At 44.2% G+C, this 26471-nt stretch carries 26 protein-coding genes; 19 read left to right on the top strand and 7 right to left on the bottom strand.

Translation table 11 applies throughout. The annotated features are described in order from the left end of the window. Window positions 1-41: 41 nt before the first annotated feature. Entirely contained in the window at window positions 42-698 is a 657-nt protein-coding gene (locus INT76_RS02975; RefSeq protein ID WP_212572022.1) for a CBS and ACT domain-containing protein, read from the top strand. Window positions 699-887: 189 nt separating this feature from the next. On the opposite strand, the gene INT76_RS02970 is transcribed toward INT76_RS02975, so the two are convergent. Then, window positions 888-1751 carry a YitT family protein gene (locus INT76_RS02970; RefSeq protein ID WP_212572018.1) on the bottom strand — a complete coding sequence of 288 codons (864 nt, stop codon included), beginning with the start codon at window positions 1749-1751 and terminating at the stop codon, window positions 888-890. A gap of 129 nt (window positions 1752-1880) precedes the next feature. On the opposite strand from INT76_RS02970, the gene tmk reads away from it, so the two are divergent. The 9 genes from tmk (at window position 1881) to INT76_RS02925 (ending at window position 8497) form a co-directional block, all read left to right on the top strand. After that, the gene (tmk, locus tag INT76_RS02965; protein ID WP_212572017.1) at window positions 1881-2513 is read left to right on the top strand and encodes a dTMP kinase; all 633 of its coding nucleotides are present in this window, start codon (window positions 1881-1883) and stop codon (window positions 2511-2513) included. A gap of 1 nt (window position 2514) precedes the next feature. Continuing rightward, window positions 2515-3411: a DNA polymerase III subunit delta' gene (locus INT76_RS02960; RefSeq protein ID WP_212572016.1), complete on the top strand. Its 897-nt coding sequence runs from the start codon at window positions 2515-2517 to the stop codon at window positions 3409-3411. Between the two features lie 30 nt (window positions 3412-3441). Beyond that, the gene (gene yabA, locus INT76_RS02955; RefSeq protein ID WP_212572015.1) at window positions 3442-3759 is read left to right on the top strand and encodes a DNA replication initiation control protein YabA; all 318 of its coding nucleotides are present in this window, start codon (window positions 3442-3444) and stop codon (window positions 3757-3759) included. 2 nt (window positions 3760-3761) lie between these two features. Beyond that, window positions 3762-4625 (top strand): 16S rRNA (cytidine(1402)-2'-O)-methyltransferase, encoded by an 864-nt coding sequence (rsmI, locus tag INT76_RS02950; protein ID WP_212572014.1) that lies wholly within the window; start codon window positions 3762-3764, stop codon window positions 4623-4625. Between the two features lie 123 nt (window positions 4626-4748). Beyond that, window positions 4749-5840 (top strand): 3-phosphoserine/phosphohydroxythreonine transaminase, encoded by a 1092-nt coding sequence (gene serC / locus INT76_RS02945; protein WP_212572013.1) that lies wholly within the window; start codon window positions 4749-4751, stop codon window positions 5838-5840. Beyond that, window positions 5840-6397, top strand: a complete 558-nt coding sequence (locus INT76_RS02940) for a GNAT family N-acetyltransferase (RefSeq protein ID WP_212572011.1) — start codon at window positions 5840-5842, stop codon at window positions 6395-6397. The genes serC and INT76_RS02940 overlap by 1 nt, the downstream gene beginning before the upstream one ends. Window positions 6398-6450: 53 nt before the next feature. Further along, entirely contained in the window at window positions 6451-7632 is a 1182-nt protein-coding gene (locus INT76_RS02935; protein ID WP_212572009.1) for a 3-phosphoglycerate dehydrogenase family protein, read from the top strand. Between the two features lie 2 nt (window positions 7633-7634). Further along, a complete protein-coding gene (locus INT76_RS02930; RefSeq protein WP_212572007.1) occupies window positions 7635-8147 on the top strand; it encodes a methylated-DNA--[protein]-cysteine S-methyltransferase in 513 nt (170 codons plus the stop codon). Beyond that, the gene (locus tag INT76_RS02925) at window positions 8144-8497 is read left to right on the top strand and encodes an arsenate reductase family protein (protein ID WP_212572004.1); all 354 of its coding nucleotides are present in this window, start codon (window positions 8144-8146) and stop codon (window positions 8495-8497) included. Before INT76_RS02930 ends, INT76_RS02925 begins: the two co-directional genes overlap by 4 nt. Window positions 8498-8521: 24 nt before the next feature. Here INT76_RS02925 and INT76_RS02920 read toward each other — a convergent pair whose 3' ends face one another. Further along, window positions 8522-9349 carry an exodeoxyribonuclease III gene (locus tag INT76_RS02920; RefSeq protein ID WP_212572002.1) on the bottom strand — a complete coding sequence of 276 codons (828 nt, stop codon included), beginning with the start codon at window positions 9347-9349 and terminating at the stop codon, window positions 8522-8524. Between the two features lie 173 nt (window positions 9350-9522). On the opposite strand from INT76_RS02920, the gene INT76_RS02915 reads away from it, so the two are divergent. The 3 genes from INT76_RS02915 to INT76_RS02905 all read left to right on the top strand — a co-directional run bounded on the left by INT76_RS02915 (window position 9523) and on the right by INT76_RS02905 (window position 12179). Further along, a complete protein-coding gene (locus INT76_RS02915; RefSeq protein WP_212572000.1) occupies window positions 9523-9807 on the top strand; it encodes an autorepressor SdpR family transcription factor in 285 nt (94 codons plus the stop codon). Further along, window positions 9788-10423 carry an SdpI family protein gene (locus tag INT76_RS02910; protein ID WP_212573002.1) on the top strand — a complete coding sequence of 212 codons (636 nt, stop codon included), beginning with the start codon at window positions 9788-9790 and terminating at the stop codon, window positions 10421-10423. The genes INT76_RS02915 and INT76_RS02910 overlap by 20 nt, the downstream gene beginning before the upstream one ends. 91 nt (window positions 10424-10514) lie before the next feature. Then, window positions 10515-12179, top strand: a complete 1665-nt coding sequence (locus INT76_RS02905; RefSeq protein ID WP_212571998.1) for a hypothetical protein — start codon at window positions 10515-10517, stop codon at window positions 12177-12179. Between the two features lie 35 nt (window positions 12180-12214). Here INT76_RS02905 and INT76_RS02900 read toward each other — a convergent pair whose 3' ends face one another. From INT76_RS02900 to INT76_RS02880, 5 genes are read right to left on the bottom strand one after another with little or no spacing between them, the layout of a single operon-like run. Beyond that, entirely contained in the window at window positions 12215-12814 is a 600-nt protein-coding gene (locus INT76_RS02900) for a response regulator transcription factor (RefSeq protein ID WP_212571996.1), read from the bottom strand. Further along, entirely contained in the window at window positions 12811-13908 is a 1098-nt protein-coding gene (locus INT76_RS02895) for a sensor histidine kinase (protein WP_212571994.1), read from the bottom strand. Before INT76_RS02895 ends, INT76_RS02900 begins: the two co-directional genes overlap by 4 nt. Continuing rightward, entirely contained in the window at window positions 13908-14654 is a 747-nt protein-coding gene (locus INT76_RS02890) for an ABC transporter permease (RefSeq protein WP_212571992.1), read from the bottom strand. Before INT76_RS02890 ends, INT76_RS02895 begins: the two co-directional genes overlap by 1 nt. A 48-nt stretch (window positions 14655-14702) precedes the next feature. Continuing rightward, window positions 14703-15620 carry an ABC transporter ATP-binding protein gene (locus INT76_RS02885; protein WP_212571990.1) on the bottom strand — a complete coding sequence of 306 codons (918 nt, stop codon included), beginning with the start codon at window positions 15618-15620 and terminating at the stop codon, window positions 14703-14705. A 15-nt stretch (window positions 15621-15635) separates the two neighbouring features. Then, complete coding sequence (locus tag INT76_RS02880) at window positions 15636-15821, bottom strand: hypothetical protein (RefSeq protein WP_212571988.1); 186 nt, start codon at window positions 15819-15821, stop codon at window positions 15636-15638. Between the two features lie 301 nt (window positions 15822-16122). On the opposite strand from INT76_RS02880, the gene INT76_RS02875 reads away from it, so the two are divergent. The 6 genes from INT76_RS02875 to INT76_RS02850 all read left to right on the top strand — a co-directional run bounded on the left by INT76_RS02875 (window position 16123) and on the right by INT76_RS02850 (window position 26452). Then, window positions 16123-19359 carry a helicase-related protein gene (locus INT76_RS02875; RefSeq protein ID WP_212571986.1) on the top strand — a complete coding sequence of 1079 codons (3237 nt, stop codon included), beginning with the start codon at window positions 16123-16125 and terminating at the stop codon, window positions 19357-19359. A gap of 1 nt (window position 19360) precedes the next feature. After that, window positions 19361-20041, top strand: a complete 681-nt coding sequence (locus tag INT76_RS02870; RefSeq protein WP_212571984.1) for a DUF4391 domain-containing protein — start codon at window positions 19361-19363, stop codon at window positions 20039-20041. A 154-nt stretch (window positions 20042-20195) separates the two neighbouring features. Continuing rightward, window positions 20196-20303, top strand: a complete 108-nt coding sequence (locus INT76_RS02865; protein WP_212571982.1) for a putative holin-like toxin — start codon at window positions 20196-20198, stop codon at window positions 20301-20303. A gap of 368 nt (window positions 20304-20671) precedes the next feature. After that, entirely contained in the window at window positions 20672-22492 is a 1821-nt protein-coding gene (locus INT76_RS02860) for a site-specific DNA-methyltransferase (protein ID WP_249116171.1), read from the top strand. Window positions 22493-22495: 3 nt separating this feature from the next. Continuing rightward, window positions 22496-25594 carry a type III restriction-modification system endonuclease gene (locus INT76_RS02855; protein WP_212571980.1) on the top strand — a complete coding sequence of 1033 codons (3099 nt, stop codon included), beginning with the start codon at window positions 22496-22498 and terminating at the stop codon, window positions 25592-25594. A 102-nt stretch (window positions 25595-25696) separates the two neighbouring features. Further along, a complete protein-coding gene (locus INT76_RS02850) occupies window positions 25697-26452 on the top strand; it encodes a hypothetical protein (protein ID WP_212571978.1) in 756 nt (251 codons plus the stop codon). The last annotated feature ends 19 nt before the right edge of the window (window positions 26453-26471 follow it).

Here is a 26471-nt window from a genome sequence, read left to right as displayed (position 1 = left end):
ATTTGTGGTATAATGAAGTATAAAACGAGGGAGGTATTTACATGTCTGTTAATGATTTTATGACTCGAAAAGTAATTTATATTTCGCCGGAAACGACGATTGCTCATGCAGCTGATTTGATGCGGGAGCAGGATATTCACCGCTTGCCAGTTATCGAAAATGATAAGTTGGTTGGACTGGTTACGGAAGGTACCATCGCTGAAGCAAGTCCATCCAAAGCGACCAGTCTGTCCATCTATGAGATGAACTACCTACTCAACAAGACCAAGGTTAAGGATGTCATGATTCGCGATGTTATCACCGTTTCCCGCTTTGCTAGTCTGGAAGATGCTGTGTATCTGATGTTTAAACATAAGGTAGGCATTCTGCCGGTTGTGGATAATGAACAACTCTACGGTGTTATCACAGATCGTGATGTCTTTGCGGCCTTTCTTCATGTATCAGGCTATGGTGAAGAAGGAGTCCGGGCTCGCTTTTTGGCTGAGAATAAGGCTGGTGAGCTGGAGAAAATTATCAAGCTGATTGCCGAGCAAGGACACAACATTATCAGCACTGTCCAGATTGCTACTAAGGCGGGCAATGTAGCCATCGAAGTTCAAATTGAAGGCAAGGTGGACTGTGACCAGCTTCAGACGATTTTCAAAGAAGCAGGTATCCATGTTGAAAGCATCACCCCAACAGTAGCTAAGAAAATTTAGAGATGAAAAGAGGCTGGGCAAAAAGCCCAGCGCCACTTCTCAGAGTTCGTGTCAACATCTCAGCGCAGTGGTTGATTGGCAGATTTGTTCGTGTTTTACACTCCAAATCTGACCTAATCAACTGTGCGGGGGTGGGAAGACGAACTCTTTTTTGTCTGGTCGAGTTCTTTCCCACTCCCTTATTGCTTTTTATTTTTTAAGCGGTTGTTTGTTTCTATCCAAGGTAAAACCTTCCCCTAGCACCTCGTGGGCATCTGTGATGGTGATGAAGGCGTGAGGGTCAATTCGATGAATCAAATCTTTCATTTCTTGTAACTGGCTCTTATAGATAACCGAATAAATCATATTGATGTCGGTTTTGCTGTAAAACCCCTGCGCCTTGATGAAGGTGACACCGTGTTCGATTTCAGAGTCAATCGCTTGGGCTAGCTCTTGGGATTTTTGCGATACAATCATAATTCCCTTGCTACCGTAGCCCCCTTCGCTAATAAAGTCAATCACACGAGAGGCAATGGCTACCATAATCAAGGTATAGAGGACACTGCGCAAATCCTTGGAAACAATGACCGTCAAAGCCAGTACCAAGATGTCAACAGAAAGGATGATGCGTCCAATAGAGAAGGAAGTGTATTTGTGGCCGATACGAGCAATAATATCACTTCCACCCGTCGTTCCTCCAGCCTTGAAAATAATGCCTAGGCCAAGCCCCATAAGGATTCCTCCCAGAACACTGACCAAAATCAAATCGTCTTGAAGGTTGATGGCAAAGGGAAGGTGTTCAAAGATGGCTAGCCAAATGGTCACACTGAAGGTTCCTAATAGGCTGTAATAGAGCATCTTTCTGCCAAGGATTCTCCAGCCTAATAGAAAGAGTGGAATATTGATTACAATATTCATAATCCAGGGCTGAATCTTGAAGAGATAGTAGATGATCAGTGTAATCCCAGTTGCTCCGCCTTCGTAAAGATGGTTGGGCATGATGAGATAGTTCAGACCAAAAGAAAAAATCCCAGCACCTAAGATGATAAAGAATAAATTTTTAAAGCGTAACATACCAATCTCCCTTTTTAACTCACGATTTCATTCTAACAAAATGTCGGCTATTACACAAGATGAACTTTGAGGTGCTTTTTCCTCTCTTTTTTGATAAAATAGAATGAACTACAAACAAACGAGGATACTATGACAAAGGGATTATTTATTTCACTTGAAGGACCAGACGGAGCAGGAAAGACAACCGTTTTGCAGCAACTCTTACCCCATTTGCAAGCCTATGGTCGAGAAGTGATTACAACCAGAGAGCCGGGTGGTGTGGCGATTGCGGAGGAAATACGCAATGTCATCCTCAATCCTGAACACACTGCTATGGATGACAAGACAGAACTTTTGCTCTTTATCGCTGCTCGACGCCAGCACTTGAAGGAGCGGATTTTGCCTCCGCTTGAGGCTGGCAGTATCCTGTTGGTGGATCGATTTATCGACTCTTCTGTGGCTTATCAAGGCTTTGGTCGCGGTCTTTCGGTGGAAGATATTAACTGGCTTAACCAATACGCTACTGATGGCCTCAAGCCAGACTTGACCCTCTATTTTGATATTGATGCTGAAGAAGGTCTAGCTCGGATTGCTCGCAATGCTGATCGGGATGTGGATCGCCTGGACATGGAAAAAGCGGATATGCACAGACGGGTTCGTCAGGGTTATCTGACTATTTTGGAGCAGGAACCAGAGCGGCTGGTTAAGATTGATGCTAGCCAGCCAATAGAAGCAGTTGTAGCTGATGCGCTGGCTGTTATCAAGGAACGTTTGTTTAGCTAATATGAAACAAGAACAATTACAGGCTTTGCAGCCGAAAATTTTTGCAGGTTTTGAAACGGCTCTCCAGCAGGGGAAACTTGGGCATGCCTACCTGTTTTCTGGGAATTTTGCCAGTTATGACATGGCTATTTTTCTTAGCCAGGCCTTATTCTGTCAGGAAACAAATGGGGTCTTACCTTGTGGCACTTGCAGAAACTGCCGCTTGATTGCCAACAATGAATTTTCCGATGTGACGGTACTGGCACCCCAAGGTAATGTGATTAAAACCGATACCATCCGCGAGCTGGTCAAGAATTTTTCCCAGTCTGGCTTTGAGTCTAGCCAGCAGGTCTTTATTATTCGTGATGCTGAAAAAATGCACCCCAATGCAGCCAATTCACTGCTCAAGGTGATGGAAGAACCTCAGAGTGACATCAGGCTTTTCCTCTTAACCAACCAAGAGGAAGCCGTTCTTGCGACCATCAAGAGCCGGACTCAAATTATCAACTTCCCTAAAAACCAGCCAGCCCTTGAGCGAATGTTGGAGGAAGAAGGACTCTTGCGGACGCAAGCCAGACTTCTGGCCCAGCTAGTGTCGAGTATGGATGAGGCTAGAAACTTAGTCCAGAACAAGTCCTTTCTGGATTTGATGACGACCAGCCGCAAGTTTGTCGAACAGCTCTTGGATAAGCCAGATGCTGCTTATCTGCAAGTGGGGCAGCTTACGGCTTTGGCAGGAGAAAAAGCAGAGCAGGCACGCGTGTTTGACCTCTTGGCTCTGCTGGTGGCTGAAGACTTGACGAGAAAGAATGCCTGTCAGGCCATGGAAGAAATCCTGGCGGTTCGCAGAATGTGGCAGGCCAATGTCAGCCTACAAAACGCTTTGGAATACCTAGTCCTCCATCTTGCCAGAGGCTAGAAAAAAGACAGGTTCAACGAAAGGAAAGAGATGGACAAGAAAGAGATTTTTGATGCACTGGATGATTTTTCGCAAAATCTCCTGATGACCTTGGCAGAGGTAGATGCGATAAAAAAACACCTGCAGGGTGTGATTGATGAAAATACAGCCCTGCGACTGGAAAATTCCAAACTCAGAGAACGTTTGGAGAGAGAAGAAAAGAGTGACTCTAAGTCGTCTAACTTCGGTAAGGAAAACTTGGAAAATATCTATGAAGATGGCTTCCATATCTGCACCTTCTCCTATGGACAACGCAGAGACAATGATGAGCCATGTATGTTCTGCGTAGAATTATTGAATCGAGATTAAGTATGAAAGTACAGAAATCCTTTAAGGAACAGACGGGGTATGGTAGTCTTTATCTGGTGCCGACTCCGATTGGCAATCTTCAGGACATGACCTTTCGGGCCGTTGAAACCCTGAAAGAGGTTGACCTAATCGCAGCAGAAGATACGCGCAATACAGGCCTGTTACTCAAACACTTTACTATTGCTACCAAGCAGGTATCTTTTCATGAACACAATGCTCATGAAAAAATCCCGGGACTCCTCGACTTGCTCAAGTCTGGCCAGTCCATCGCCCAAGTGTCGGATGCTGGCTTGCCGTCCATCTCAGATCCTGGACATGACCTAGTGGAAGCAGCTTTGGCAGAAGGGATTACCGTGATTGCTCTACCCGGCGCCTCAGCCGGTATTACAGCTCTGATTGCTTCAGGACTTTTGCCTCAGCCTCATGTCTTCTACGGTTTTTTGCCACGAAAAGCAGGGCAGCAACGCCAATTTTTTCAGAGCAAACAAGCCTATCCAGAAACTCAAATCTTCTATGAATCGCCCTATCGTTTAGCAGATACATTGGAAAACATGCTGACTGTCTACGGCGACCGCCAAGTGGTGGTTGTCCGGGAACTAACCAAGCTTTATGAGGAGTACCAGAGGGGCTTGATTTCAGAAATCTTGACTTATTTGGCGGACCATCCACCAAAGGGAGAATGCCTGCTCATTGTTGCGGGTGCGAGTGATGAACAACTTCCATCAGCAGATGAGGTGGATTTGAAGTCTGAAGTAGAAAAGGAGATGGCTAAGGGGCTCAAACCTAATCAGGCCATCAAGGAAGTCGCCAAGCGCTACCAACTCAAAAAACAAGAAGTGTATGATTGTTACCACGGACTGGGTTAGGCCCAGTCTTTTGCATTTTTATACGGAAAAAACGAATGAAGAGTAAAAAAGAGAGGATAAAGAATGGAATTGTCAGAATATTTGTGATATAATAAGCAGACTATCTTAATTTGGAGGGATTTTATGACAATCTATAACTTTTCTGCAGGTCCTGCAGTCTTGCCAAAACCAGTCCTTGAAAAGGCTCAAGCGGAATTTCTTGACTACAAGGGGTCGGGCATGAGTGTGTTGGAGATGTCGCATCGCTCCAAAGACTTCGATGAGATTATTAAGGGAGCAGAGGCGACCCTTCGTGAGTTGATGGCTATTCCAGATAACTATAAGGTTATCTTTTTGCAAGGTGGAGCGTCTTTGGAATTTACTATGATTCCGCTCAACTTTGCCAAGGGCAAAAAAGCCTATTATTTGGTTGGGGGTTCATGGGGTAAAAAAGCCTATACAGAAGCTGTTAAGCTGTCCAAATCGTTTGATTTTGAACCAGTCTTACTGGGCTCAACCGAGGATATTGTATACGCGGAGTTGCCAAGTTTTGACAAGGATAGCATTGATCCAAATGCAGCCTACGTTCACTTGACGACGAACAATACTATTGAAGGAACGGCTCTCTACTCGATTCCGGATACCAATGGGGTACCGGTTATTGCGGATATGTCGTCCAATATTCTTGCTGCCCGCTACAATGTTGAAGACTTTGCCATGATTTATGCGGGTGCGCAGAAAAATATTGGCCCTGCTGGGGTGACAGTGGTGATTGTCCGCGAAGATTTCCTCAATGACGAGCCGGTTTTATCTAGCATGTTGGACTACCGTATTCAGGCAGAAAATGAGTCGCTGTATAATACACCGCCAGCCTATTCTATCTATATTTCCAAGTTGGTCTTTGAATGGGTCAAGGAAATCGGTGGAGTAGATGAGATGGAAAAACTCAACCGCGAAAAATCTGGTCTTCTCTACGACTATATTGACCAATCAGCCTTTTATAGCAATCCTGTCCGCAAGCCAGAAGAGCGCTCGGTTGCCAATATTCCTTTTGTATCGCCAAGCGAGGAATTGGATGCCAAGTTTGTCAAGGAAGCAACGGCAGCTGGTTTTAAAAATATTAAGGGTCACCGTTCTGTCGGTGGTATGCGGGCATCCATTTACAATGCCTTCCCGCGTCAGGGTGTGTTGGATTTGATCGACTTTATGAAGAAATTCGAAGCGGAGAATGCCTAATGGAAATTAGACTAGCACATCCCAATGAAGTAGCGGCTATCAGTCAAGTACTGCAAGATGCCAAAGCCTTTCTGGCAGCTTCAGGAAGCAGTCAATGGCAAGGAGATTATCCTAATCAAGAGGATATCTTCGAGGACATTCTCAACGGTCATGCCTATGTCGCTATCGTTGACGGCCAGCTTGCAGCCTATGCAGCGGTTCATCGTGGTAAGGAAGCTGCCTACGAAGCTATTTATGATGGCAAATGGCAGCACAAAAACCCTATCTACACAACCTTTCATCGGGTCGCAGTAGCAGAAGCCTTTCGGGGACAGCAGATTGTTCAGACTTTCTTACAAGGGCTGATTGAAGGCCAAAAAGGTCCTGATTTTCGTTGTGATACCCATGCAAACAATCTAGCCATGCAACATATCTTAGAAAAACTCGGTTTTGTTTACTGTGGCAAGGTACCGATTGATGGAGAGCGCTTAGCCTACCAAAAAATCAAAAGCAAACGGGAAGCCAGCCTCTATCAGGAAATAGCCGAAGATGATCGTTGGATGCTAGGGACAAATTAAGGAGAGAAAGAAAGGGACGGTAGCAGTTTTTCCGTCCCTCTTAGGTAAAAACAATGGTTTATAGTGTACGAACTTTTAATAATATCAACCAAGTCGGCCTCAAGGAGTTAGGCAATCAATTCCAAATTGATGGCGATCATGCCCACAATCCAGATGCCTTTATCATCCGCTCTGAAAACCTTCATGGTTTTGATTTTCCTGAAAACCTCAAGGCTATTGCCCGTGCTGGTGCAGGAACCAATAATATTCCTATTGATGAAGCAACAGAGCAAGGGATTGTTGTCTTCAATACCCCGGGTGCGAATGCTAACGCAGTAAAAGAGGCGGTCATTGCTTCCATTCTCTTATCAGCGCGGGATTATATTGGTGCAACAGCTTGGACCAACACCTTGACAGGAGATGATGTGCCTAAGCAAGTAGAGGCAGGCAAAAAGCAATTTGCTGGAACTGAAATCTCTGGTAAGACCTTGGGAGTGATTGGTCTTGGAGCTATCGGCGCTCGCATTGCAAACGATGCTCGTCGTTTGGGGATGAATGTCTTGGGCTATGACCCTTATGTTTCCATCGAAACAGCATGGAGCATTTCCAGTCATGTGAAGCGGGTGGATGACCTGAAGGATATTTTCAAGTCGGCAGACTATATCACAGTACATGTGCCTTTGAATGACAAGACCCGTGATATTTTCAGTGCAGCCAGTTTTGCTCAGATGAAAAAAGGAATGACCATTATCAATTTTGCCCGCGGGGAATTGATTCAAAATCAAGACTTGTTCGACGCTATTGAAACGGGTGTGGTCAAGCAATATATCACCGACTTTGGTACAGAAGAGTTGCTTAATAAACCAAATGTACTGGTTTTCCCACACGTTGGAGGCTCAACCGAAGAGGCCGAACTCAACTGTGCTATCGCTGCTGGTCAAACTATCCGCCGTTTCATCGAAACAGGGGAAATCACAAACTCAGTCAACTTCCCTAACATGCACCAAGCCCTAGATGCACCTTACCGCATCACGCTGATTAACCGCAACGTACCCAATATTGTTGCCGCGATTTCGACAGCAGTATCTGATCTAGACATTAACATCGCCAACATCCTCAACCGTTCTAAGGGAAATTATGCCTATACACTTTTGGATTTGGATGAGGCGGACAAGGCCAAAATTGACAGTCTGGTTGAACTGTTTAAGGGACGGGATTCAATTATTCGTGTGCGTTTGATTGAAAATAAAAACTAAGTATGAAACGAGCAGCACCAATCTTTTATAAGAAAAGGTATAGTAGTCCACTAGGGGAAATGTCCTTGGTAGTCAGTGACAAGGGGCTTCGAGGAGTCTGGTTTGTCGGACAAAAATACTTCGAAGCCGGTCTGAATCAAGAACTGCTTGGGGAGAGTCACCCAATCTTAGAGGAAACAGCTCGGCTGTTGGATGCTTATTTTGCAGGGGAAAACGTTGATTTTTCTTCCCTTCCCTTAGACCTAGAAGGAACAGACTTTCAGCAGAAGGTTTGGGCTATTCTGAGAACGATCCCAGCGGGCCAGGTAACGAGTTATGGTCAAATTGCCAAAGACCTGAACCACCCATCTCCTCAGGCAATCGGAGGTGCAGTAGGCCGCAATCCTATTTCTGTCCTCATTCCCTGCCATCGAGTGTTGAATTCTCAAGGGAAACTGACAGGGTATGCTGGTGGTTTGGATAAGAAAATGTGGCTTCTCCAGCATGAAAATCCAAGGATAGAGGTGAAGGAATGATTGTATTTTATGAGTACCCTAAATGTACGACCTGTCGTGCAGCCAAGGCAGAGCTGACAAAATTGGGCTTGGACTTTGAAGCCATCGACATCAAGGCCACTCCGCCAAGCGTTGACCAGCTTAAGTCTTGGATGGAGGCCACTGGTTTGGAATTGAAAAAGTATTTCAACACTTCTGGTAACAGTTATCGTGAGCTAGGCTTGAAGGACAGGTTTGATCAGCTGACTGTTGAAGAAGCCCTGCATCTTTTATCTCAGGACGGTATGTTGATCAAGCGGCCTTTGCTGATTAAGGATGGAAAAATTCTTCAAATCGGATATCGAACAAAATACGAAAACCTCGACCTATAATGGTTGAGGTTTTTGGTTTATGGTTTACAATTCAATCTCCATCACAATAGGAGTGTGATCCTGACGAGCACCTGAGTCAATCATGTCTGACTTGGTTACCTTGTCCGCGATACGGTCGCTAGTCAGCCAATAGTCAATCCGCCAGCCCGTATTGTTTATCTTACTGGTGCGGCTCCGCTGTGCCCACCAAGTATAAGCGTGGAGGACATCTCCGTGTAGGTGACGGAAGGTGTCTGTAAAGCCTTTGGCCAAGAGATTGGTAAAGCCTTCGCGCTCCTCGTCCGTGAAACCTGGAGATTGGCGGTTGCTAGCTGGGTTTGCTAGATCAATTTCCTTATGGGCAACGTTATAGTCACCAGTTGCTAAAACAGGCTTCTGGCGGTCTAGTTCAGCCAGATATTCTGCATATTTCAAGTCCCAAATTTGGCGGTCTGCCAAGCGCTTCAAACCATCACCGGCATTTGGCGTATAGACTTGAGTAACAAAGAAATCTTCAAATTCCAGAGTGATGATGCGCCCTTCTGAGTCCATAGTCGTAGGTGCCCCTATTTCTGGGAAGGTGACAGTCGGTGTCAAATGAGCTTTATAGAGAAAGAGGGTTCCAGCATAGCCCTTGCGCGCGGGCTCCACAGAAGAACGCCAAGTATTTTGGTAGCCAGGGAAGTAGGTTTCCAAGATTTCAATGTGTTTTTTGGTTGGCCCTTTGTCAGAGAGTTTGGTTTCCTGAATGGCAATGACATCGGCATCTTCTGCAGCTAGGGTATCAATAACAGCGCGCGACAATAAGGCGCGTGGAGATTCAGCCGTCAAGGCTGCGTTGAGGGAATCAATATTCCAAGAAATGAGTTTCATATGTTTCCTTTTCTAAGTTCTAATCCTTTTCCTATTATAGCAAAAATAAGGCCCCTTCGCGAGTATTGGGTTTTTAAAACTATTTAGAAAAAATCCGAAATAGTTCTTGACATTTGAGGCGGAAGTGGTAGAATCTATTTAGAAAGATTTCTAAATAGAAGGAGGTGTTTCTCTTGACCTTTGCCGATACCTTTAAGGCCTTGTCCAATCCTGTGCGGCGGGAGATTCTGAATTTGCTGAAAGCTGGTCGGCTGTCTGCGGGTGAGATTGCTGGTCAGTTCAAGATGACTGGGGCCACCATTTCCCACCATCTCAGTATCCTGAAAAAAGCCGATTTGATTACGGAAACAAGGGAAAAAAATTATATTTACTATGATTTGAACGCCTCTGTATTGGAGGAGATTATGGTCTGGTTTGCAGACCTGCGAGGTAACCATGATGAAAAAAATCAATCTTAACTTACTCATCCTAACATCCATCTTAACCCTTTTGCCTATCTTGGTCGGGCTTATCCTATGGAAAGACTTACCTGCAAGCCTGCCCAGCCACTTTGGTTTGGATGGTCAGGCTGATGGCTTTTCTAGCAAGCTGGAGGTTGTCTTTCTGATTCCGTTGGTGATGTTGGGATTACATCTCTTTGCAGTCATCGTCACTTCCTTGGACCCTAAGGCTAGTCATGTGAGCCCGAAGATGAAGATCTTGGTCTACTGGTTAGTGCCCCTCATTAGTGGTTTGGTTCAGCTCTCCATTTACGGGGCCGCTCTTGGTATTATCGCCAATTCAACCCGAATCGGTCTGGTTATGGTGGGGATTGTTTTTCTGGTCGTGGGCAATTACCTGCCTAAGACCAAGCAAAACTATACAGTCGGCATCCGCCTGCCCTGGACCTTGGACAGTGAGGAAAATTGGAATAAGACCCACCGTCTGGCGGGCAGACTTTGGGTTTTGGGTGGTACAATCATCCTCCTCAATGGCTTTCTTTCCTGGGCTGTCCTCTATGTTTTCTTTGGCGTCTTGCTGGTCATGGTTCTGGTACCTATCTTCTATTCCTATTGGATTAGTCGGAGTTACTAGCTTAAAAAGGTGGGAAATCCCCATCTTTTTCCTGTTTTTTCGATGCTTTGTGGTATAATAAACATAATCTATCAATTTTGGGAGTGATAATATGAAAAAGTGGATCTGGCTTGTCTGGTTCTTGTTGCTGGTGGAGGTAAGTGTTTACTATTGGATTAATCTACCACCCTTTAATGTGATGAGTATGGCCTTCTGGCTCTTTGCCCTGCAAACTGGTGGCCTTGTTTGGCTGATTCTACTCTTTACAACCTCAACGGGCCCGCGCTTTGAACGGGTTACAAGGATGAGTGGAAGACAGCGGCAGGTAGATAGTTTTCAGCTGAAGGGTGGCACACTCTCTCCTCTTACTCGTTATCTGGGCCGTGCCTTGTTGGCTCTTATGTTGATTCTGGGACTTTTATTGGTCATCCATACGCGCATTTTCCGTGCTAAGGATTATGCACAAGTTGTCAGTGTAACAGAAGCCGATTTTAAGGAAGATTTTCCAGAAACAGATATTTCCAAACTGGCGCTTTTAGATAGAACATCCGCGGAAAAAATAGGGGATACCTATCTAGGAACCATCGACAAGGTATCCCAGTTTGGGATTTCCGACGATTACCGTCAGATTACCATCGGAGAACAACCCTATCGGGTTTCTCCCCTAGAATATAAAAACTTCTGGAAATGGCTGACCAATCATCAGGACGGAATCAGCTACTATGTCAAGGTCAATCAGACTACGGGCAAGGCTGAACTGGTCAAACTGAAAGAGTCCATGCACTACTCTGACTCAGAATATTTCTTAAATGATACCATGCGCCATTTGCGTTTCAAGTACCCTACGGTTCTTTTTGGAAAACCCTCTTTTGAGGTGGATGATGAAGGCAATCCCTACTATATCGCGACAGAATACGCTCCAAAATTTGGCCTATCCTCTCAGGATCCCATAGGGGTGATTGTGCTGAATGCAGTGACTGGTGAAACCCAGCGTTACCAATTGGAGCAGGTGCCAGATTGGGTGGATCGGGTTTTCTCAGCTGATAATGTCATCACCCGCGTGAACGACCACTATACCTATCAGAAAGGGTTCTGGAATACGATTTTTAGTCAAACTGGCGTGAAAAAGACGACGGATAGTTACAACTATATCGCCATTGGTTCAGACATCTATCTCTACACAGAGATTACCTCCGCAACGGCTGATTCGTCCAACCTAGGTTTTATTTTGGTCAATATGCGGACAAGACAGGTCACCAATTATAAGCTGGCATCAGCCACGGAATCAGCTGCTCAAGCATCAGCAGAAGGAGAAGTCCAAGAAAAGGGATATGAAGCAACCGCACCAAGTCTAGTTAAGTTTGCGGATAAGGCTTATTATTTGGTTTCTCTCAAGGATGACGCTGGGCTGGTTAAGACCTATGCTCTGGTTGATGCTGAGGACTACCAGCAGGTAACGGTCAATAACGACCTAGCCAATTTGATTGCACAAGTAACGGGAGAAGATGCCTCCAGTCTTTCTAGTCTTTCCAGCAGTCTGACAGGAGAAAGCACAGCGGAAACCATTATCATTACTGGACAGGTTGAGGCACTTGGAACACAGATGATTTCAGGCTCAACCGTCTACTATATTTCTTCTTCAGGCAAGATTTACAAGGTCAAGGCGACAGAAGACAGCATTGATCAACTGCCCTTCCTGAAGGTGGGCGACCAGTTCTCTGGCGAGCTGTCCAAGAACAATTACCTCAAGAATTTTAAGATTATTGAGTCTGAATAAGCAAAAAACAACTGGAAGAAATGTTCCAGTTGTTTTCATATCCAGCCATTTTCTTGGGCAATGTTAATGGCTTCGACGCGGTTGTTGGCGCTGAGCTTGTTGAAGATGGAAGTGGTGTAATTGCGGACGGTTCCGTCTGATAGAAAGAGCTGGGAGGCGATTTCCTTGCTGGTCTTGCCTGCGGCAATCAACTCCAGCACCCGTTGTTCTTGGGTACTCAAGGGATTGTCATGGTTCATGACGGTTTCCATCAGCTCGGGAGAATACTCCTTGCGGCCAGCCAGAACTGTGTGGACAGTGGTCATGAGGTCTGAGATGGAGCGGTCCTTTAGGACATAGGCGTCGACGCCAGCCTTGATGGCTCGTTGGAAATAGCCCACACGCTTGAAGGTGGTCACGATGATGATTTTGACGGTGGGATGGTTGGCGCGTGCCCACTCTAGGACATCCAAACCAGTCTTGTAGGGCATTTCAATGTCTAGGATAGCCACATCGATGGGCTGTTTTCCTAGGATTTCGATGGCTTCCTGGCCATTATTGGCCTGAAAAATCGCCTCCACATCCTCCTCCATGAGAAGAAGCTGGCACATGGCATCTCGGAGCATGGATTGATCTTCAGCAACTAATAATTTCATGGCAGTTCTCCTTCCTCTAGGATGACGCGGATGCTGGTGGGATTGGCTGGGGATAGGATGTCGACCTGTCCTTTTACCAGCTGTAAGCGCTCCTTGATGGAATGCAATTCTTGGCCTGTCAGCGGCGGAAAGCCTCGGCCATCATCGGTGACTTGGATGATAATCTTGCCAGCTCGTGTTAGGCTGATCTGGCAATGACTGGCCTTGGCATGCTTGATGATATTGGTGGTTAATTCCCGCAAAATCATGGTTATGCTGGACTGGATGACTGGGGAGAGTTGATTGGTATTGACGGTGTTTTCAACTTCTAATGCAATCCCTGACAGGGCAAACATCTCGCGGATATTGTCCAGTTCTTCTGTGACGGTTCGGTATTTGAGATTGTTGACCAGCTGACGGACATCCTTCATGGATTTCTTGCTGATTTGGTTGAGCTCTTCCAGTTCCTTCCTAACCGCTGTCAGATTTTCCTTGTCCAGCTGTTTGAGGGCCAACTCGGTCTTCAGGGTCATCATGGCAAAGGTGTGGCCCAGACTATCATGCAAATCACGGCCGATCCGATTGCGCTCATTTTCCGCAGCCAGCAGGTTGATGGTCTTGTTTTGCTGGTAGATTTTTTCTTTCATTTCATCTTCTTTTAGTCCTTTTTTCTGGACAAAATAGATAACTAAGATAAAGAACAAGACAGCGATTGGGAAAATCTTATTGATGAGGTTGTCAGAGCGAAGGAGTCCTGAACCAGTTGCTGCCAGCAGTCCAATCAGGGTTGAAATAAAACGGTAGTGTTTAAAATCATCCTTGAAACGGTAGGTTAAAAGATTGGTCAAAAAGAAGAAGAACCACATCATTGAACCATTGATGGTCAAGGTCATATAGACGATATAGGCCAAGAGATAGAACCAGAGACCGGCGATGAGTTTAGGGTACTGGTCTTTGATATGAATAATCGTTAGATAAGCTAGGGCAAAAAGGATAGATGGAAGCAGGGTCCATGCTGGATAATAATCCGTCCAAAAGACTCCTCCAATTGGAAAGATCATAAAGACAAAACCAACATAAAAGAGGAGATCGGACCGTTTGTAGGGATGAAACATTATTTTACCTCAAGTTTTTTTCCGACAGCTAAAGCTATTCCTAAAGATATGATAGCATATCCAAGAAGAATTAGCAGGGATTGAACGGAAAAATCCTTGTCAAAATAGGAAATAATGAGATTGTTGAGGTGGTAGGTTGGGGTCAGTTTGGCCAAGTTTTTCAAAAAATCTGGAAAAATTTGGATAGGCATCCAAAGTCCTCCTAAGAGGGCCAGCCCCAGATAGAAGATATTGGAAACGATAGACAAGGTCTGGGTGGATTTGATGTGAGCGATAAGGGCACCAAAGGGCATGAAGCAGATGGCACCGCCAAATAATATCAGGGCACACATGAACCAGTCTGTCAGCGGCATACGGATATCTTTAACCACATAGCCTACTACGAAAATGGCGATAATGGCTAGGACAAAGTGGGCTAAGATTCCAATGATTTTGCTGGCATAGTATTGCCAGATAGGGATGGGACTGTGCTGAATGGTCCGCAGGCGATTGCCATTGCGATCTTCTTGGAAGGCAAAGGGCAGGGAGAAGAAGGTAAAACTGAGACTGGAAAAGGCAGTCATCTGCATCATGTACTGACGCACAAAATCTTTTGCAATTTCAGCTGGCATCATATTTTCATTTGCCAAAATATTGGTAAAGAGCAGGAAAAAGGCAACAGGCATACCAATTGAGACAAGCAAATTGGAGATGGACCGTTTGCTGATCAGGTATTCCTGTTTCAAAATTGCTTGAAAGGTGTTCATGATAGGTCTCCTTTAACTTGAAGTGGATGTGAAAAGGGGATGAGGCAGCTAGGCTGACTTATTTTTTTTGCCAGCAGCAGAGCCATTTGCTATCTCCTTCTCGTTTTCAAAAATAGTATCCAAGAGCGTCCGATTGGTCATCTTGATATCTTCAATCGGACAGCGGGCTTCCGCTAAGAGGTCCCAGATGGTTTGCGGTTTTGTACTGCTAAAGGAAATGGTGTCTGCCTTAATGACCAGGTCTTCAATTGCCTGCTCTTCAAAGAGCGGTAAATAGTCGGTTGGCAGGGTGAAGACCTTGACCCTTTCTTCGGCCCGCATGAGGTAAGGAGTGGTGTCCCGCAGGAGCTGTCCTTGATGGAGGACCAAAATGCGGTCAGCTGTATGCTCGACTTCTTCGATGTAGTGGCTGGAGTAGATGATGGTTTTGCCAGCCTTCTTTAAATCCCCGACAATCTCCCAGAAACGAATCCGAGTAGAGGTGTCCATGCCAGCGGTCGGCTCATCCAGGAAAATAATGTCTGGCTGGCCAATCAAAACCTGCACAAAGGCTAGGAGACGGCGCTGACCGCCTGATAATTTTTCTGCAAATTGGTCTTTCTGCTGGTCACTAAATCGCAGGAGATTATCAATTTGCTGGTCAGTCAAGGGGTTGGGATAGATGGCCTTCTGGAAATCCAAGAGTTCCTTGACCTTCATTTTTTGCTCGGTCAAGTTTTCCTGAAAGAGGATGCCAACCTTTTCCTTGAGCTCTGGAGAGCGGGTCCCCATCCCCAGCAGGGCAATATCGCCAGCGCTAGGATGGTAGTCGCCCAACAGGCAGTTAAAGAGGGTGGTTTTTCCGGAACCATTTGGCCCAATCAAAGCCAGACAGTCTCCCTGATAGACTTCAAAGGATATGCCGAACAAGGCTTTCTTATCCTTGAAGTTCTTACTGAGATTCTTCACGTCAATCACTTTGGACATGATAGTGCTCCTTTCTTAAGGGGTGGAACTTTTGCAAATTCCCATATAGGTCAAGATACCAATGATAATACTAGCTGGCAATGACCAAGAGAGGTATCGAAAGATGGTTTTTGCCAAGTCCTGACTGGCAGGACAAAAGAGGATACAAGAGACGTAAATGAGGACGAAGCTAATGATTCCAGATGTGAGGGCTTTTTTCATCAGATTTCTCCATTTCTGTATTTCTACATTTATTATAGAAAAACTACCCAAAAAGCATTAGCCCAGAATGTCATGACACGGTATGACATTTGTCATCAAAAAAACCGAGTGAAACTCGGTTTTAAAACTTATAGGCCCAACCAGACCAAGTCTGACAGGAGGATGACGGGGAGAAAGTGGGAGGCTAAAGTAAAATTCAGCTAGTAAGCTACTTTTACTGGAAATCCTCTCCTAGTCTGTCCAGAATACTTTGAAATATGGTATAATGTGAGGATGAATGAACCGTTTTCAGGAGAATAAAATGGAAATTGATAACCGTACGATAAAACTAGGAGAAGAACTCAAAAAGGAACTAAAAACTGGGAGCAAGGTGAAGATGGCTGCCGCTACTTTTTCTATGTTTGCCTACCAATCCTTAAAAGAGGAACTGGAGCAAATAGAGGAACTGAAGTTTATCTTTACAAGTCCTACCTTTACAACCGATGAGTTCGCAAAAGAATATCGAGAATATGCTATCCCTAAAAAGAAGCGAGAATCCTCCATTTTTGGAGCAGAATATGAGTTAAAATTGATGAATGAACTGACCCAGAAAGCCTTAGCCAGAGAATGTGCAGACTGGGTTCGCAGAAAGGTCCAGTTCAAATCTATCAATGTGGATGAAGAAATTGATAATGGCATCCAAATCAACAATGGCCAGATTGTTTCGGTAGATAAGTTAAAAAACTTTGATCGCAAGGAGTTGGGCTATGAAAATTCCCTCTTCAAATCGAGCCGCAATCTTTACCACCAACCTCAAAGCTTGACCTATCTCCAAAATTTTGAAAGTTACTGGGAAGATGATGAACATTTTCGTGATGTGACAGAAGAAGTGCTGGAAAATCTGACCCTAGCTCATAAAGAACACTCCCCTGAGTTTCTTTACTATGTCATGCTCTACCATATTTTTAGCGAATTTTTAGAGGATATCAATCAAGACCAGCTTCCAAATGAGCATGTTCAGTACAAGCAGACGAAAATCTGGAATATGCTTTATGATTTTCAAAAGGATGCGGTCAAGTCGCTCATCGCAAAATTAGAACGTTACAATGGTTGTATCTTGGCGGATTCGGTTGGTCTAGGAAAGACCTTTACAGCACTGGCGGTGATGACCTATTATGCTTATCGGGGAAAGCGTATCTTGGTTCTCTGCCCCAAAAAATTAGAACATAACTGGAATATGTACCGCCATGATTATGTCAATAATCCGATTTACGATCGCTATCTCCAATACGATGTCCTCTATCATACGGATCTAAGCCGAGATAAGGGGGAATCCAACGGCATTGATTTGGCCCTAAACCGCTGGGATACTTATGATTTGGTTGTTATAGACGAATCCCATAATTTTCGAAACGGCGGTTCATCTGATGCAGACCTGGAAGATGGACGAGAGAACCGCTATTCACGGCTCATGAACAAAATTATCAAAAGCGGTGTACCAACAAAGGTTCTAATGCTGTCAGCAACACCTGTTAACAACCGCTTTAATGACCTGAAAAATCAGCTTGCCCTAGCCTATGAAGGGAATGCTGCCCAACTAGATGCCAAACTTGAAACCAAGTCCTCTGTCAATGATATTTTCCGAATGGCCCAGTTGGCCTACAATCAATGGGCAGAATTACCTGTTCAAGAAAGGACAACGGCAGCTTTATTGGAAAAACTGGACTTTGATTTTTTCAAGGTGTTAGACTCTGTTACCATAGCTCGAAGCCGTAAACACATTCGACAATTTTATGATAGGAAGACAATCGGAGATTTTCCAGAACGGTTAAAACCGCTCAATTATTATCCGGATTTAACGGTAAACCGAAGCGATATTACCTACAAGCGCATTTACCAATTGCTGGACCAACTTAGTCTGACCATTTATCAACCCAGCTTGCACATCCATCCGTCAAAAAGGGCTCTATATGATAAAGAAGAAGGGAAGAGCCTTACTCAGTTAGGACGAGAGACAGGTATCAAGCAATTGATGATGATTAACCTGCTCAAGCGGTTGGAAAGCTCGGTAGAAGCCTTTCGTTATACCTTGGTAGAGGTGGTTAAGGATTATGTTGATAAGACCTTACAGCAAATCAACGCCTATCAGACAGCAGGTGGTTCAGGTACTCTTGAAACTCAAGTCTTGTCTGATGATGATTTTGACATTGAAGATAGCAATTCTGAATTCTTCGTAGGGAAAAAGATTGCTATCAAACTGGAAGATATGGACTATGTCAGTTGGAAACGAGAACTTGAAAAAGACCAGGCAGTCCTGACCCAATTGGAAGACCTAATAAGGCAAGTATCAGTCCAAGAGGACCAAAAACTGCAAACCCTCTTGCAATTGATTGATGATAAAGTACAAAATCCAATCAATCCAGGGAATCAAAAGCTGATTATTTTTTCAGCCTTTGCCACCACAACAGACTATCTCTACAAACACATCAGCAAATATGCTTTGGAAAAGTACGGCTTGCATACAGCGCAAATATCTGGCAGTAAAGGATATAAAAGCAGTCTTCCCTTGGAAAACAAGGAACTCAATACACTCTTGACCTATTTCTCACCAAAATCCAAAAACAAAAAGGTTATTTTCCCTGATGATGACCGAGAAATTGATATCTTGATTGCGACAGATGTCATCTCCGAGGGTCAAAACTTGCAGGATGCCGACACCATGGTCAACTATGATATTCACTGGAATCCAGTCAGAATTGTCCAACGATTTGGCCGTGTAGACCGCATTGGCAGTCAAAACAAGGTTATTCAGCTGGTCAACTTCTGGCCAAATATAGAACTGGATAGCTACATTGACCTCAAAGCTCGTGTGGAATCTCGGATGAAGATTTCCGTGTTAACATCGACCGCCGATGATAATGTTCTTACCAATGAGGAAATAGAAGAAAACAACTATCGAAAAAAACAGTTGGAACGTCTGCAATCAGAAGTCGTAGACTTAGAAGAGATGAACGAGGGAATTTCCATCATGGACTTGGGTCTGGAAGATTTTCGTATGGATTTGATCGCTTACCTTGAACAGCATCCAAAGTTAGCCGACATGCCACAAGGCATACAGGCCGTTGTGGAAGCTGGAGTAGAAGAACCGACAGGAGCCATCTTTCTTCTGAAAAATGTTGCCAATAAGACCAATCTCAGCAAGAAAAACAGACTCCATCCCTATTATCTGGTCTATGTGGACAGTCAGGGAAAAACGGTCTATTCTGTTGCGGATACCAAGGCCCTATTAGAACATATTCGATATATCACAAAAGGTAAAGACAGGCCAGAAACAGACCTGGTAACCCAGTACAATCAAGCAACCAACGATGGTGTAAATATGGCTCACTATTCCAGTCTGCTCCAGTCTAGCTTGGACAGTTTGGTTGAGAGTGATGAAACCAGTTTTATTGATTCCCTGTTCGCCACGGGAGTGACTGATTTTTTGAATACAGGATTGGAAGGCAGTGATGACTTCGAACTTCTGGCCTTCTTCACAGTTTTAAAAAAGGAGGACTAGGATGGAGAATTTTCCAGCCGCGAGCAGATTACCAAGTCCAAGGCCCGTATACAAACCCTATCTAAAAGGGAACAGTGATTTCTTTGACCAGCTGGGCCTTACTCCTGCAGACAAGCAATTGCTCCGACAACAGATAGAAGGGATCTACCTGACTCACCAGCTAGATGCAAAAACCCTCTCCATACCAGCAGGAAAAACGGTCCAACAAATCATTGTCTTGTCCATTGACCTCCTAACTCCCCACTATGCCAGTCGGCTCTTAGCAGAACTCGATACAAGGCTAGGACAATATAGCCTATTCATCCTCCGTTTTCCAGATGGACACGAGGAAATCTTGATTCATTTTAAGGAAAAGCTGGCGCAGTCAAGAGAAGGACGGAATTTTAAAATTATCCGTTCTTTTCAAACCGATAAGCCCCTAGTATTGACCTATCAAGAACGGGACCTAGACCAGTTTTATGAAAATTTGGTCAATCAAGTCGGAAAAGCAGCATTAGTAAAAGGCCCCTCTTCTGTCAAGGACAGAATCGAACAAACCAAACTCTTAGCGAACTTAGAAAAACAAGCAGTACAGCTAAAGAAAAGAATGTTTGCTGAAAAGGCCATGCGCAAACAAATGGAGTTACAAAAAGCCTATAAAGACTTGCAAAAAGAAATCGAACAATTAAAAAACCCACAGTAAACCTGTGGGAAATATGGTATAATAGAACAGTAGAAAAGTACTTCCATATTCATGAATGAATTTGGGAGAAAGACGGTGGTTACTTTCTGAGTGAGAGGACGGTGATGCCCATGTGCAATTCATCAAAATCTGATAGAAAGGAGGTAACAATCTTTTGACAGCATTTGAAGTGGTGCAAACTCTATTGAGTTTTGGCGGTTTCACCATCGCCTTGATAGGTTTGTGCTATAAAATCTTCAGGGATGTTGATAAAAAGAAATAGCCGTCAAAACTTTGGCGAGTGACGGCTATTTCTAAATTAGCATAACACGAACCACCGTCTTTAAAGCGGTTCTACTGGGATTGAGTTGGCGCTCAATCCCTTTTTCACACTCATTATATCACAATCTACTATCGTTTGACAATTTTTTATAGTTTAACCTACAAAAGGCTTGACAGCCTAAGAAAAGGAGATTACCATGAGCACAGCACAGCACAGCACAGCACAGCACAGCACAGCACAAGTTTGGAGACTACACTCAAGTTGAAAAGCTAGACCTGACTTCAAAAGATATTCTTTCAGACAATATTGCAAAAATTGGTCAGCTTTTTCCTGAGGTTCTGACAGAAAGTAGTGATGAAAATGGCAGGTTGCGTCCAGCCATTGACTTTGACAAGCTACGCCAATTCCTTTCAAGAGAGATTGTTGAGGGGCGGGAGTACTATGAGTTTACCTGGGTCGGCAAACGCGGAGCGATTGCGGAGGCAGGTAAACCGACGACCCAGACCCTTCGCCCAGATCTTGAGGAAAGTGTTGACTTTGACAAGTCTGAGAACGTCTTTATTACAGGGGACAACTTGGAAGTCCTCAAGGTCTTGCAGGAGTCTTATCTGGGCAAGATTGATATGATTTACATTGACCCGCCATACAATACAGGCAAGGACTTTGTCTACTCGGATAAATTCCAGATGAGCGAGGAAGAACTATCAGATGAAATGGACCTGCGAGATGAGGACGGTTTGCAACGGGTGGGCTTGACCAGGAATGAAAAATCCTCCGCCCGCTATCACTCCGACTGGCTCAATATGATGTACCCCCGCCTAGTCCTCGCCCGCAACCTCCTTAAAGACAGTGGCGTTATCTTTATCTCCATTGACGACAACGAACAAGCCAACCTCAAAGCTATCTGTGATGAGATATTTGGGGAGGAGAATTTTGTTGGTACATTCATTCGAAGGACAATAAATTCAGGGAAGCAAGACTCAACAAAAGTTTCTGATTATCATGAATATTGTTTATCATACTCGAAAAGTATAACAAAATGTATTCTCAATAGAAGAAAAAAATCAGAAACGGAAAGACAGAAACTATATCCATTAGAAGATGAGTATGTTAATACACGTGGGCGATATTATATTTCTCAATTAGATAAAGGAAGTTTACAATATTCTGATGGATTGAATTTTGCCATTAAAGCACCGGATGGAACAGATATTTGGCCAGGTGAGGGATTCCATGATAAATCAAAGATTTTTAGATGGTCTAAAGATAAAGTAAAGTGGGGAATAGATAACGATTACCTAGTTTTTAAGAAACAAGGTAATAAGTGGAAAGTTTATGCTAAATCATATGAATTTCGGGATAATAATGATAATGTAATTGTGCCATCGAATCCTTATACGACTCTAGACCATGTTCAAAAAGAATTTTCTAATTTTAATGCAACACCAGAACTAAACAAGTTATTTGGAAATAAAAAATATTTTGATTTTCCGAAACCTGTGCCATTTATCATGGATTTAATAAAATATGCAATGCAAAAGGAATCAAAAATCCTCGACTTCTTCGCAGGCTCTGCAACCACAGCTGATGCCGTTATGCAATTAAACGCAGAAGACGGTGGCAATCGTAAGTATATTCTCTGTACGCTAGACGAGCAGGTGGCAGATAAGTCGGCTGCCAAAGAGGCTGGCTATGAAACCATCGACCAGATTTCTCGTGAGCGGATCCGTCGGGCTACTAAAAAGATTCAGGAAGAACATCCAGAAACTGTCGGCCAGCAAGACTTTGGTTTCAGGGCTTATAAGCTGGACACTTCCAACTTCAAGGATGTCAGCCAAACACCAGATAGCTTTAGCCAAGACAGTCTTTTTGACAGTGTTTCCAACATCAAAGATGGTCGTACAGACCTTGACCTCCTCTTTCAGATTATGCTGACTTGGGGTATGGAATTATCTCTTCCAATTGCTAAAACCCAGATTGACGGTACGGACGTTTACAATGTGGCAGACGGTGCCTTGATTGCCTGCTTCGCAGATGAGATTTCAGAAAATGTTCTCCGTCAAATTGCTAAAGAAGAACCGCTTCGTGCTGTCTTCAAGGACGAATCTTTTGCCAACTCCGCAGCCAAAATCAACCTAGGCCAAATCTTCAAAGAAGAAGCACCAAATACCAAAGTGAAGGTGGTGTAGGGGATGAAACTTCAATTTAAGCAGCAGCAATTTCAGTTAGATGCGGTGGCCTCTGTTGTGGATGTTTTTGCTGGTCAGGGCAATCATAGTGGTTTTGACTACCACATGGATAAGGGCCAAGGGGCAGTTGCGGAACTAGATATGAATTTTATCGGTTTTCGCAATGCGCCTATCCAGTTATCAGAAGACATCATCAGCCAGCAGGTTCGGGTAAAGCAGCTCCGCCATGGACTGAAACCCTCCGAAACCTTGTCTGTTCAAGAGGTGAACGGTCGTCCTTCTTACAATCTAACCATTGAGATGGAGACAGGTACTGGCAAGACCTACACCTATATCCGCACCCTGATGGAGCTTAACAAGCAGTATGGCTGGCTCAAGTTTATCATCGTGGTGCCCAGCATTGCCATTCGGGAAGGCGTGCTCAAGTCCTTTGAGATTATGGCTGACCACTTTCAGATGGAGTATGGCAAGAAGCCACGCTACTTTATCTATGATTCGAGCCGTTTGGGAGAGTTGGACAAGTTTGCCAACTCCTCGGACATTCAGGTCATGATTATCAACTCACAGGCCTTTAACGCCACTGGCGCAGATGCCCGTCGGATTCATACCGAGCAGGAAAGTTTCCGCTGGAGAAAGCCTATCGATGTCATCGCGGCAACCAATCCCATTTTGATGATTGATGAGCCTCAGTCGGTCGAGGGGAAAAAGACCAAAGAACGCTTGGAGGACTTCAAGCCCCTATTTACCCTCCGCTATTCAGCGACTCATAAGGACAAGCACGATATGATTTATCGTCTGGATGCCTTGGACGCCTATAATAAAAAGTTGGTTAAGAAGATTGCGGTGAAGACCGTGGAGCAGACTGCTACCACAGGAACCCAAGGCTACCTTTACCTGCAAGAACTTATCCCGCAAAAATCAGGAGCTCCCAAGGCTCGGATTGAGTTTGAAATGCGGACCAAGGCAGGTGCCATCAAGCGTGTGACCAAGCTAGTTGAGGAGCCTTTTGGCCTTTATGAAGAGTCAGGCAACCTACCAGCCTATCAGGATGGCTGGACCTTGAGCCATTTTGATGCGCGTGAGGGAGAAAACTCTATTCAAATTGGGGCCAATCGCAAACTCCATGTTGGGGAAGTAATTGGGGAAACCAACGAAGATGATATTCGCCGTATTCAGATTCGGGAAACCATTGCCAGTCACCTGCAAAAGGAAGAACGCCTATATAAACGAGGTATCAAGGTCTTGTCCCTCTTCTTCATCGATGAAGTTGCCAAGTACAAGTGCTACGACGAGCAAAATGATGCCTACAATGGCACCTATGCCCAGATGTTTGAAGAAGAGTATGAAGCCCAGGTCAAGGCCTTGTTGGCCGATCCAAACCTCCATGGCAGCAACTTTTGGCACTATCTAAATAATCATCAGGAAGGCAATCCCGTTCACGCAGGTTATTTCTCCGTTGATAAGGTGAAAAAATCGGACAAGGTCAAGTTTGTGGACTACAAATCGGCAACTGAGAAGAAAAACAACCAGTCCAACGACAAGGATGCCTACGACCTGATTATGAAGGACAAGGAGCGTCTGCTGTCCTTTGATGAGCCAGTACGCTTTATCTTCTCCCACTCAGCCCTCAAAGAAGGCTGGGACAATCCTAATGTCTTCCAGATTTGTACTCTGAAAAATACGGGTACGGAGACAGAAAAACGGCAAAAGATTGGTCGTGGGATGCGTCTTGCTGTTGACCAAAAAGGTGTCCGTCAGGATGAGGAACTGTTAGGAGCTGATGTTCATAACATTAACAAACTGACCGTCATTGCCAATGAAAGTTATGAAGACTTTGCTAAGAACTTGCAAAGAGAACTCAAGGAGATCTTGGCTGACCGACCAAGTAAGGTGGAAGTAGATCTCTTTGTCAATAAGGTCTTGGAAAATGAAGCTGGTCAAAAACTGACGGTTACCAAAGAACTCGCAAAAGAAATTGAGTTCCAGCTCATCAAGCAGGACATGATTGACAGCAAGGGGAATTTGACCTCAAATTATTTTGAACAAAATGATACCAATCAGTTTACATTATCTGAAAATCTGGCTGGTTATGAAGTGGCTGTAAAAGATATTCTAGAAACGATTTACGATGCCAATCGTTACCAGATTGAGCGTGAAAATGATTCGGAAGTTGTTTTTGCAAGAGAAATCAATCATGATAACTATAACCGCCAAGAGTTTAAGCATCTGTGGGAAAGCATTCATCACAAGTCCACATATTATGTCGAGTTTGACGATGAGGAGTTGATTGAAAAATCTGTTAAGGCATTGAATGAGGCTCTTTTTGTCAAAAAGCCAAGCTATATGATTACAGAGGCTGAGGCAAGGGAAATGAAGGCTGAACAAGGTTTGGATTTCAAGGTCAATAAGGACGGCAAGCGTCAGGCTGAATTGGACAAGTCTTCTATTCAACTACGTTATGATTTGCTGGGGGAAATCGCCAGTCGCACGGAGTTGAAACGCAAAACAGTTGCAAATATCCTGAAACAGATCTCACCAAGCAAGTTTGACATGTTCGCCTATAATCCTGAGGTATTTATCCAACAAGCTAGCAGACTCATCAATGAGCAAAAGGCGAGTCAGGTGATTGAGCATATCCGCTATAATATTCTGGAAGAAACCTTTGACACTTCTGTTTTTACAGACAATCCAGAAAGCGGGAAGCTATCGGACAAACGCTTATTAGAATCGCAAAAAGGGGTGTATAACTATGTGAAGGTTGATTCGGATACGGAACAGAAGTTCAAAGAAGAGTTGGATCAATTCGAAGAGGTTATGGTCTATACTAAGTTGCCAAGCAAATTTAAGATTTCCACACCTCTAGGAGACTACAATCCTGACTGGGCTATTGCTTTTCGTGAAGGAACCGTCAAACATGTCTATTTTGTAGCGGAGACCAAGGGTTCTATGTCAACATTGCAGTTGAAGGGAGCTGAATTGGCCAAGATTGAGTGTGCCAAAGCCCACTTTAGAGCTTTAAGGAATAATGGCTTGATAGCAGATGATCACATATATGATGTGGTTGATTCCTATGAAAAACTCCTTGAAATTGTGAAGGGATAAGTCATCTCAACGAGTTAGCAATTCAGCTGTCAATCACCATTGCTCAAAACAGCAACCTATCGTAAAATGGTAGTATATTGTGGATAAACAGGGAGGGAGCCTATGGCTTATCGTCGTTTAAAACCAAGCGATCGGACTTTTATTAAAGGGGAAACAAATCGTATCCTTCATCAGATGAATAGCAATGCGGAGTATTTGGGGACGGTCCAAGCTTACGAAGCAGCCAGAGCCCGCATGAATCAAGCCTATTTGGCTATGGAGCTGGAAGATGACCCAGAGAAAAAGCTACGACTAGCGAAGTTGGTTGAAGAATATACTGCTCAAGCCCAGTCTATACTGGATGATTGGGAAGAGAAGAACAGACGAGCAGAAAAAGGGGTAAGGAATGTGAAGCTGATTTTATGGCTTACCTTGCTGTTTACACTCAGTTTTGTCTTCCCAGTTAATATCCTTATCGCTGTCCTATTTGTCATGTGGTTCTATCGAAATTACCTCAGTCCAAGCAGAGAAGTAGTACAAGTCAATTCTAGCCAACCGCTTCAAAGGGATGTAATAACTGAAGAAGCTCGCTATGAGGAATGGCTAACGGATAAAATCGTCACACTCAACAAGGACAAGCGTGAGTGGACAGAAACCATGCTGTCAACCTATGACGATTTGGATGACATTGCGGCAGGTCATGGGCAAATTGATGAAATAGATAAAGATGCTGGTAAGAAAATTCTTCAGCGCTATCGAGACATTATAGCTGACATTGAAAAACTACCAGATTCTGACCAGAAAACCTATTATTTAGACTTTCATCAAGACTTGATTGCTGACTTAGAAGATGTGCTTGAACAGCTCTATATAGAATAAGAAAAAAAGGAAACAGCCG

This window comes from Streptococcus oriscaviae (assembly GCF_018137985.1).
Taxonomy (GTDB): domain Bacteria; phylum Bacillota; class Bacilli; order Lactobacillales; family Streptococcaceae; genus Streptococcus; species Streptococcus oriscaviae.
The sequence above is the reverse complement of the archived record's forward strand: the minus strand, read 5'-3'. Positions and strand labels throughout refer to the sequence as shown.

Excerpts from the sequence above, each read along its gene's own strand:
- INT76_RS02975 (WP_212572022.1), top strand. The coding sequence starts at position 42 with ATGTCTGTTAATGATTTTATGACTCGAAAAGTAATTTATATTTCGCCG.
- INT76_RS02970 (WP_212572018.1), bottom strand. The coding sequence starts at position 1,751 with ATGTTACGCTTTAAAAATTTATTCTTTATCATCTTAGGTGCTGGGATT.
- tmk (WP_212572017.1), top strand. The coding sequence starts at position 1,881 with ATGACAAAGGGATTATTTATTTCACTTGAAGGACCAGACGGAGCAGGA.
- INT76_RS02960 (WP_212572016.1), top strand. The coding sequence starts at position 2,515 with ATGAAACAAGAACAATTACAGGCTTTGCAGCCGAAAATTTTTGCAGGT.
- yabA (WP_212572015.1), top strand. The coding sequence starts at position 3,442 with ATGGACAAGAAAGAGATTTTTGATGCACTGGATGATTTTTCGCAAAAT.
- rsmI (WP_212572014.1), top strand. The coding sequence starts at position 3,762 with ATGAAAGTACAGAAATCCTTTAAGGAACAGACGGGGTATGGTAGTCTT.
- serC (WP_212572013.1), top strand. The coding sequence starts at position 4,749 with ATGACAATCTATAACTTTTCTGCAGGTCCTGCAGTCTTGCCAAAACCA.
- INT76_RS02940 (WP_212572011.1), top strand. The coding sequence starts at position 5,840 with ATGGAAATTAGACTAGCACATCCCAATGAAGTAGCGGCTATCAGTCAA.
- INT76_RS02935 (WP_212572009.1), top strand. The coding sequence starts at position 6,451 with ATGGTTTATAGTGTACGAACTTTTAATAATATCAACCAAGTCGGCCTC.
- INT76_RS02930 (WP_212572007.1), top strand. The coding sequence starts at position 7,635 with ATGAAACGAGCAGCACCAATCTTTTATAAGAAAAGGTATAGTAGTCCA.
- INT76_RS02925 (WP_212572004.1), top strand. The coding sequence starts at position 8,144 with ATGATTGTATTTTATGAGTACCCTAAATGTACGACCTGTCGTGCAGCC.
- INT76_RS02920 (WP_212572002.1), bottom strand. The coding sequence starts at position 9,349 with ATGAAACTCATTTCTTGGAATATTGATTCCCTCAACGCAGCCTTGACG.
- INT76_RS02910 (WP_212573002.1), top strand. The coding sequence starts at position 9,788 with ATGAAAAAAATCAATCTTAACTTACTCATCCTAACATCCATCTTAACC.
- INT76_RS02905 (WP_212571998.1), top strand. The coding sequence starts at position 10,515 with ATGAAAAAGTGGATCTGGCTTGTCTGGTTCTTGTTGCTGGTGGAGGTA.
- INT76_RS02900 (WP_212571996.1), bottom strand. The coding sequence starts at position 12,814 with ATGAAATTATTAGTTGCTGAAGATCAATCCATGCTCCGAGATGCCATG.
- INT76_RS02895 (WP_212571994.1), bottom strand. The coding sequence starts at position 13,908 with ATGTTTCATCCCTACAAACGGTCCGATCTCCTCTTTTATGTTGGTTTT.
- INT76_RS02890 (WP_212571992.1), bottom strand. The coding sequence starts at position 14,654 with ATGAACACCTTTCAAGCAATTTTGAAACAGGAATACCTGATCAGCAAA.
- INT76_RS02885 (WP_212571990.1), bottom strand. The coding sequence starts at position 15,620 with ATGTCCAAAGTGATTGACGTGAAGAATCTCAGTAAGAACTTCAAGGAT.
- INT76_RS02880 (WP_212571988.1), bottom strand. The coding sequence starts at position 15,821 with ATGAAAAAAGCCCTCACATCTGGAATCATTAGCTTCGTCCTCATTTAC.
- INT76_RS02875 (WP_212571986.1), top strand. The coding sequence starts at position 16,123 with ATGGAAATTGATAACCGTACGATAAAACTAGGAGAAGAACTCAAAAAG.
- INT76_RS02870 (WP_212571984.1), top strand. The coding sequence starts at position 19,361 with ATGGAGAATTTTCCAGCCGCGAGCAGATTACCAAGTCCAAGGCCCGTA.
- INT76_RS02855 (WP_212571980.1), top strand. The coding sequence starts at position 22,496 with ATGAAACTTCAATTTAAGCAGCAGCAATTTCAGTTAGATGCGGTGGCC.
- INT76_RS02850 (WP_212571978.1), top strand. The coding sequence starts at position 25,697 with ATGGCTTATCGTCGTTTAAAACCAAGCGATCGGACTTTTATTAAAGGG.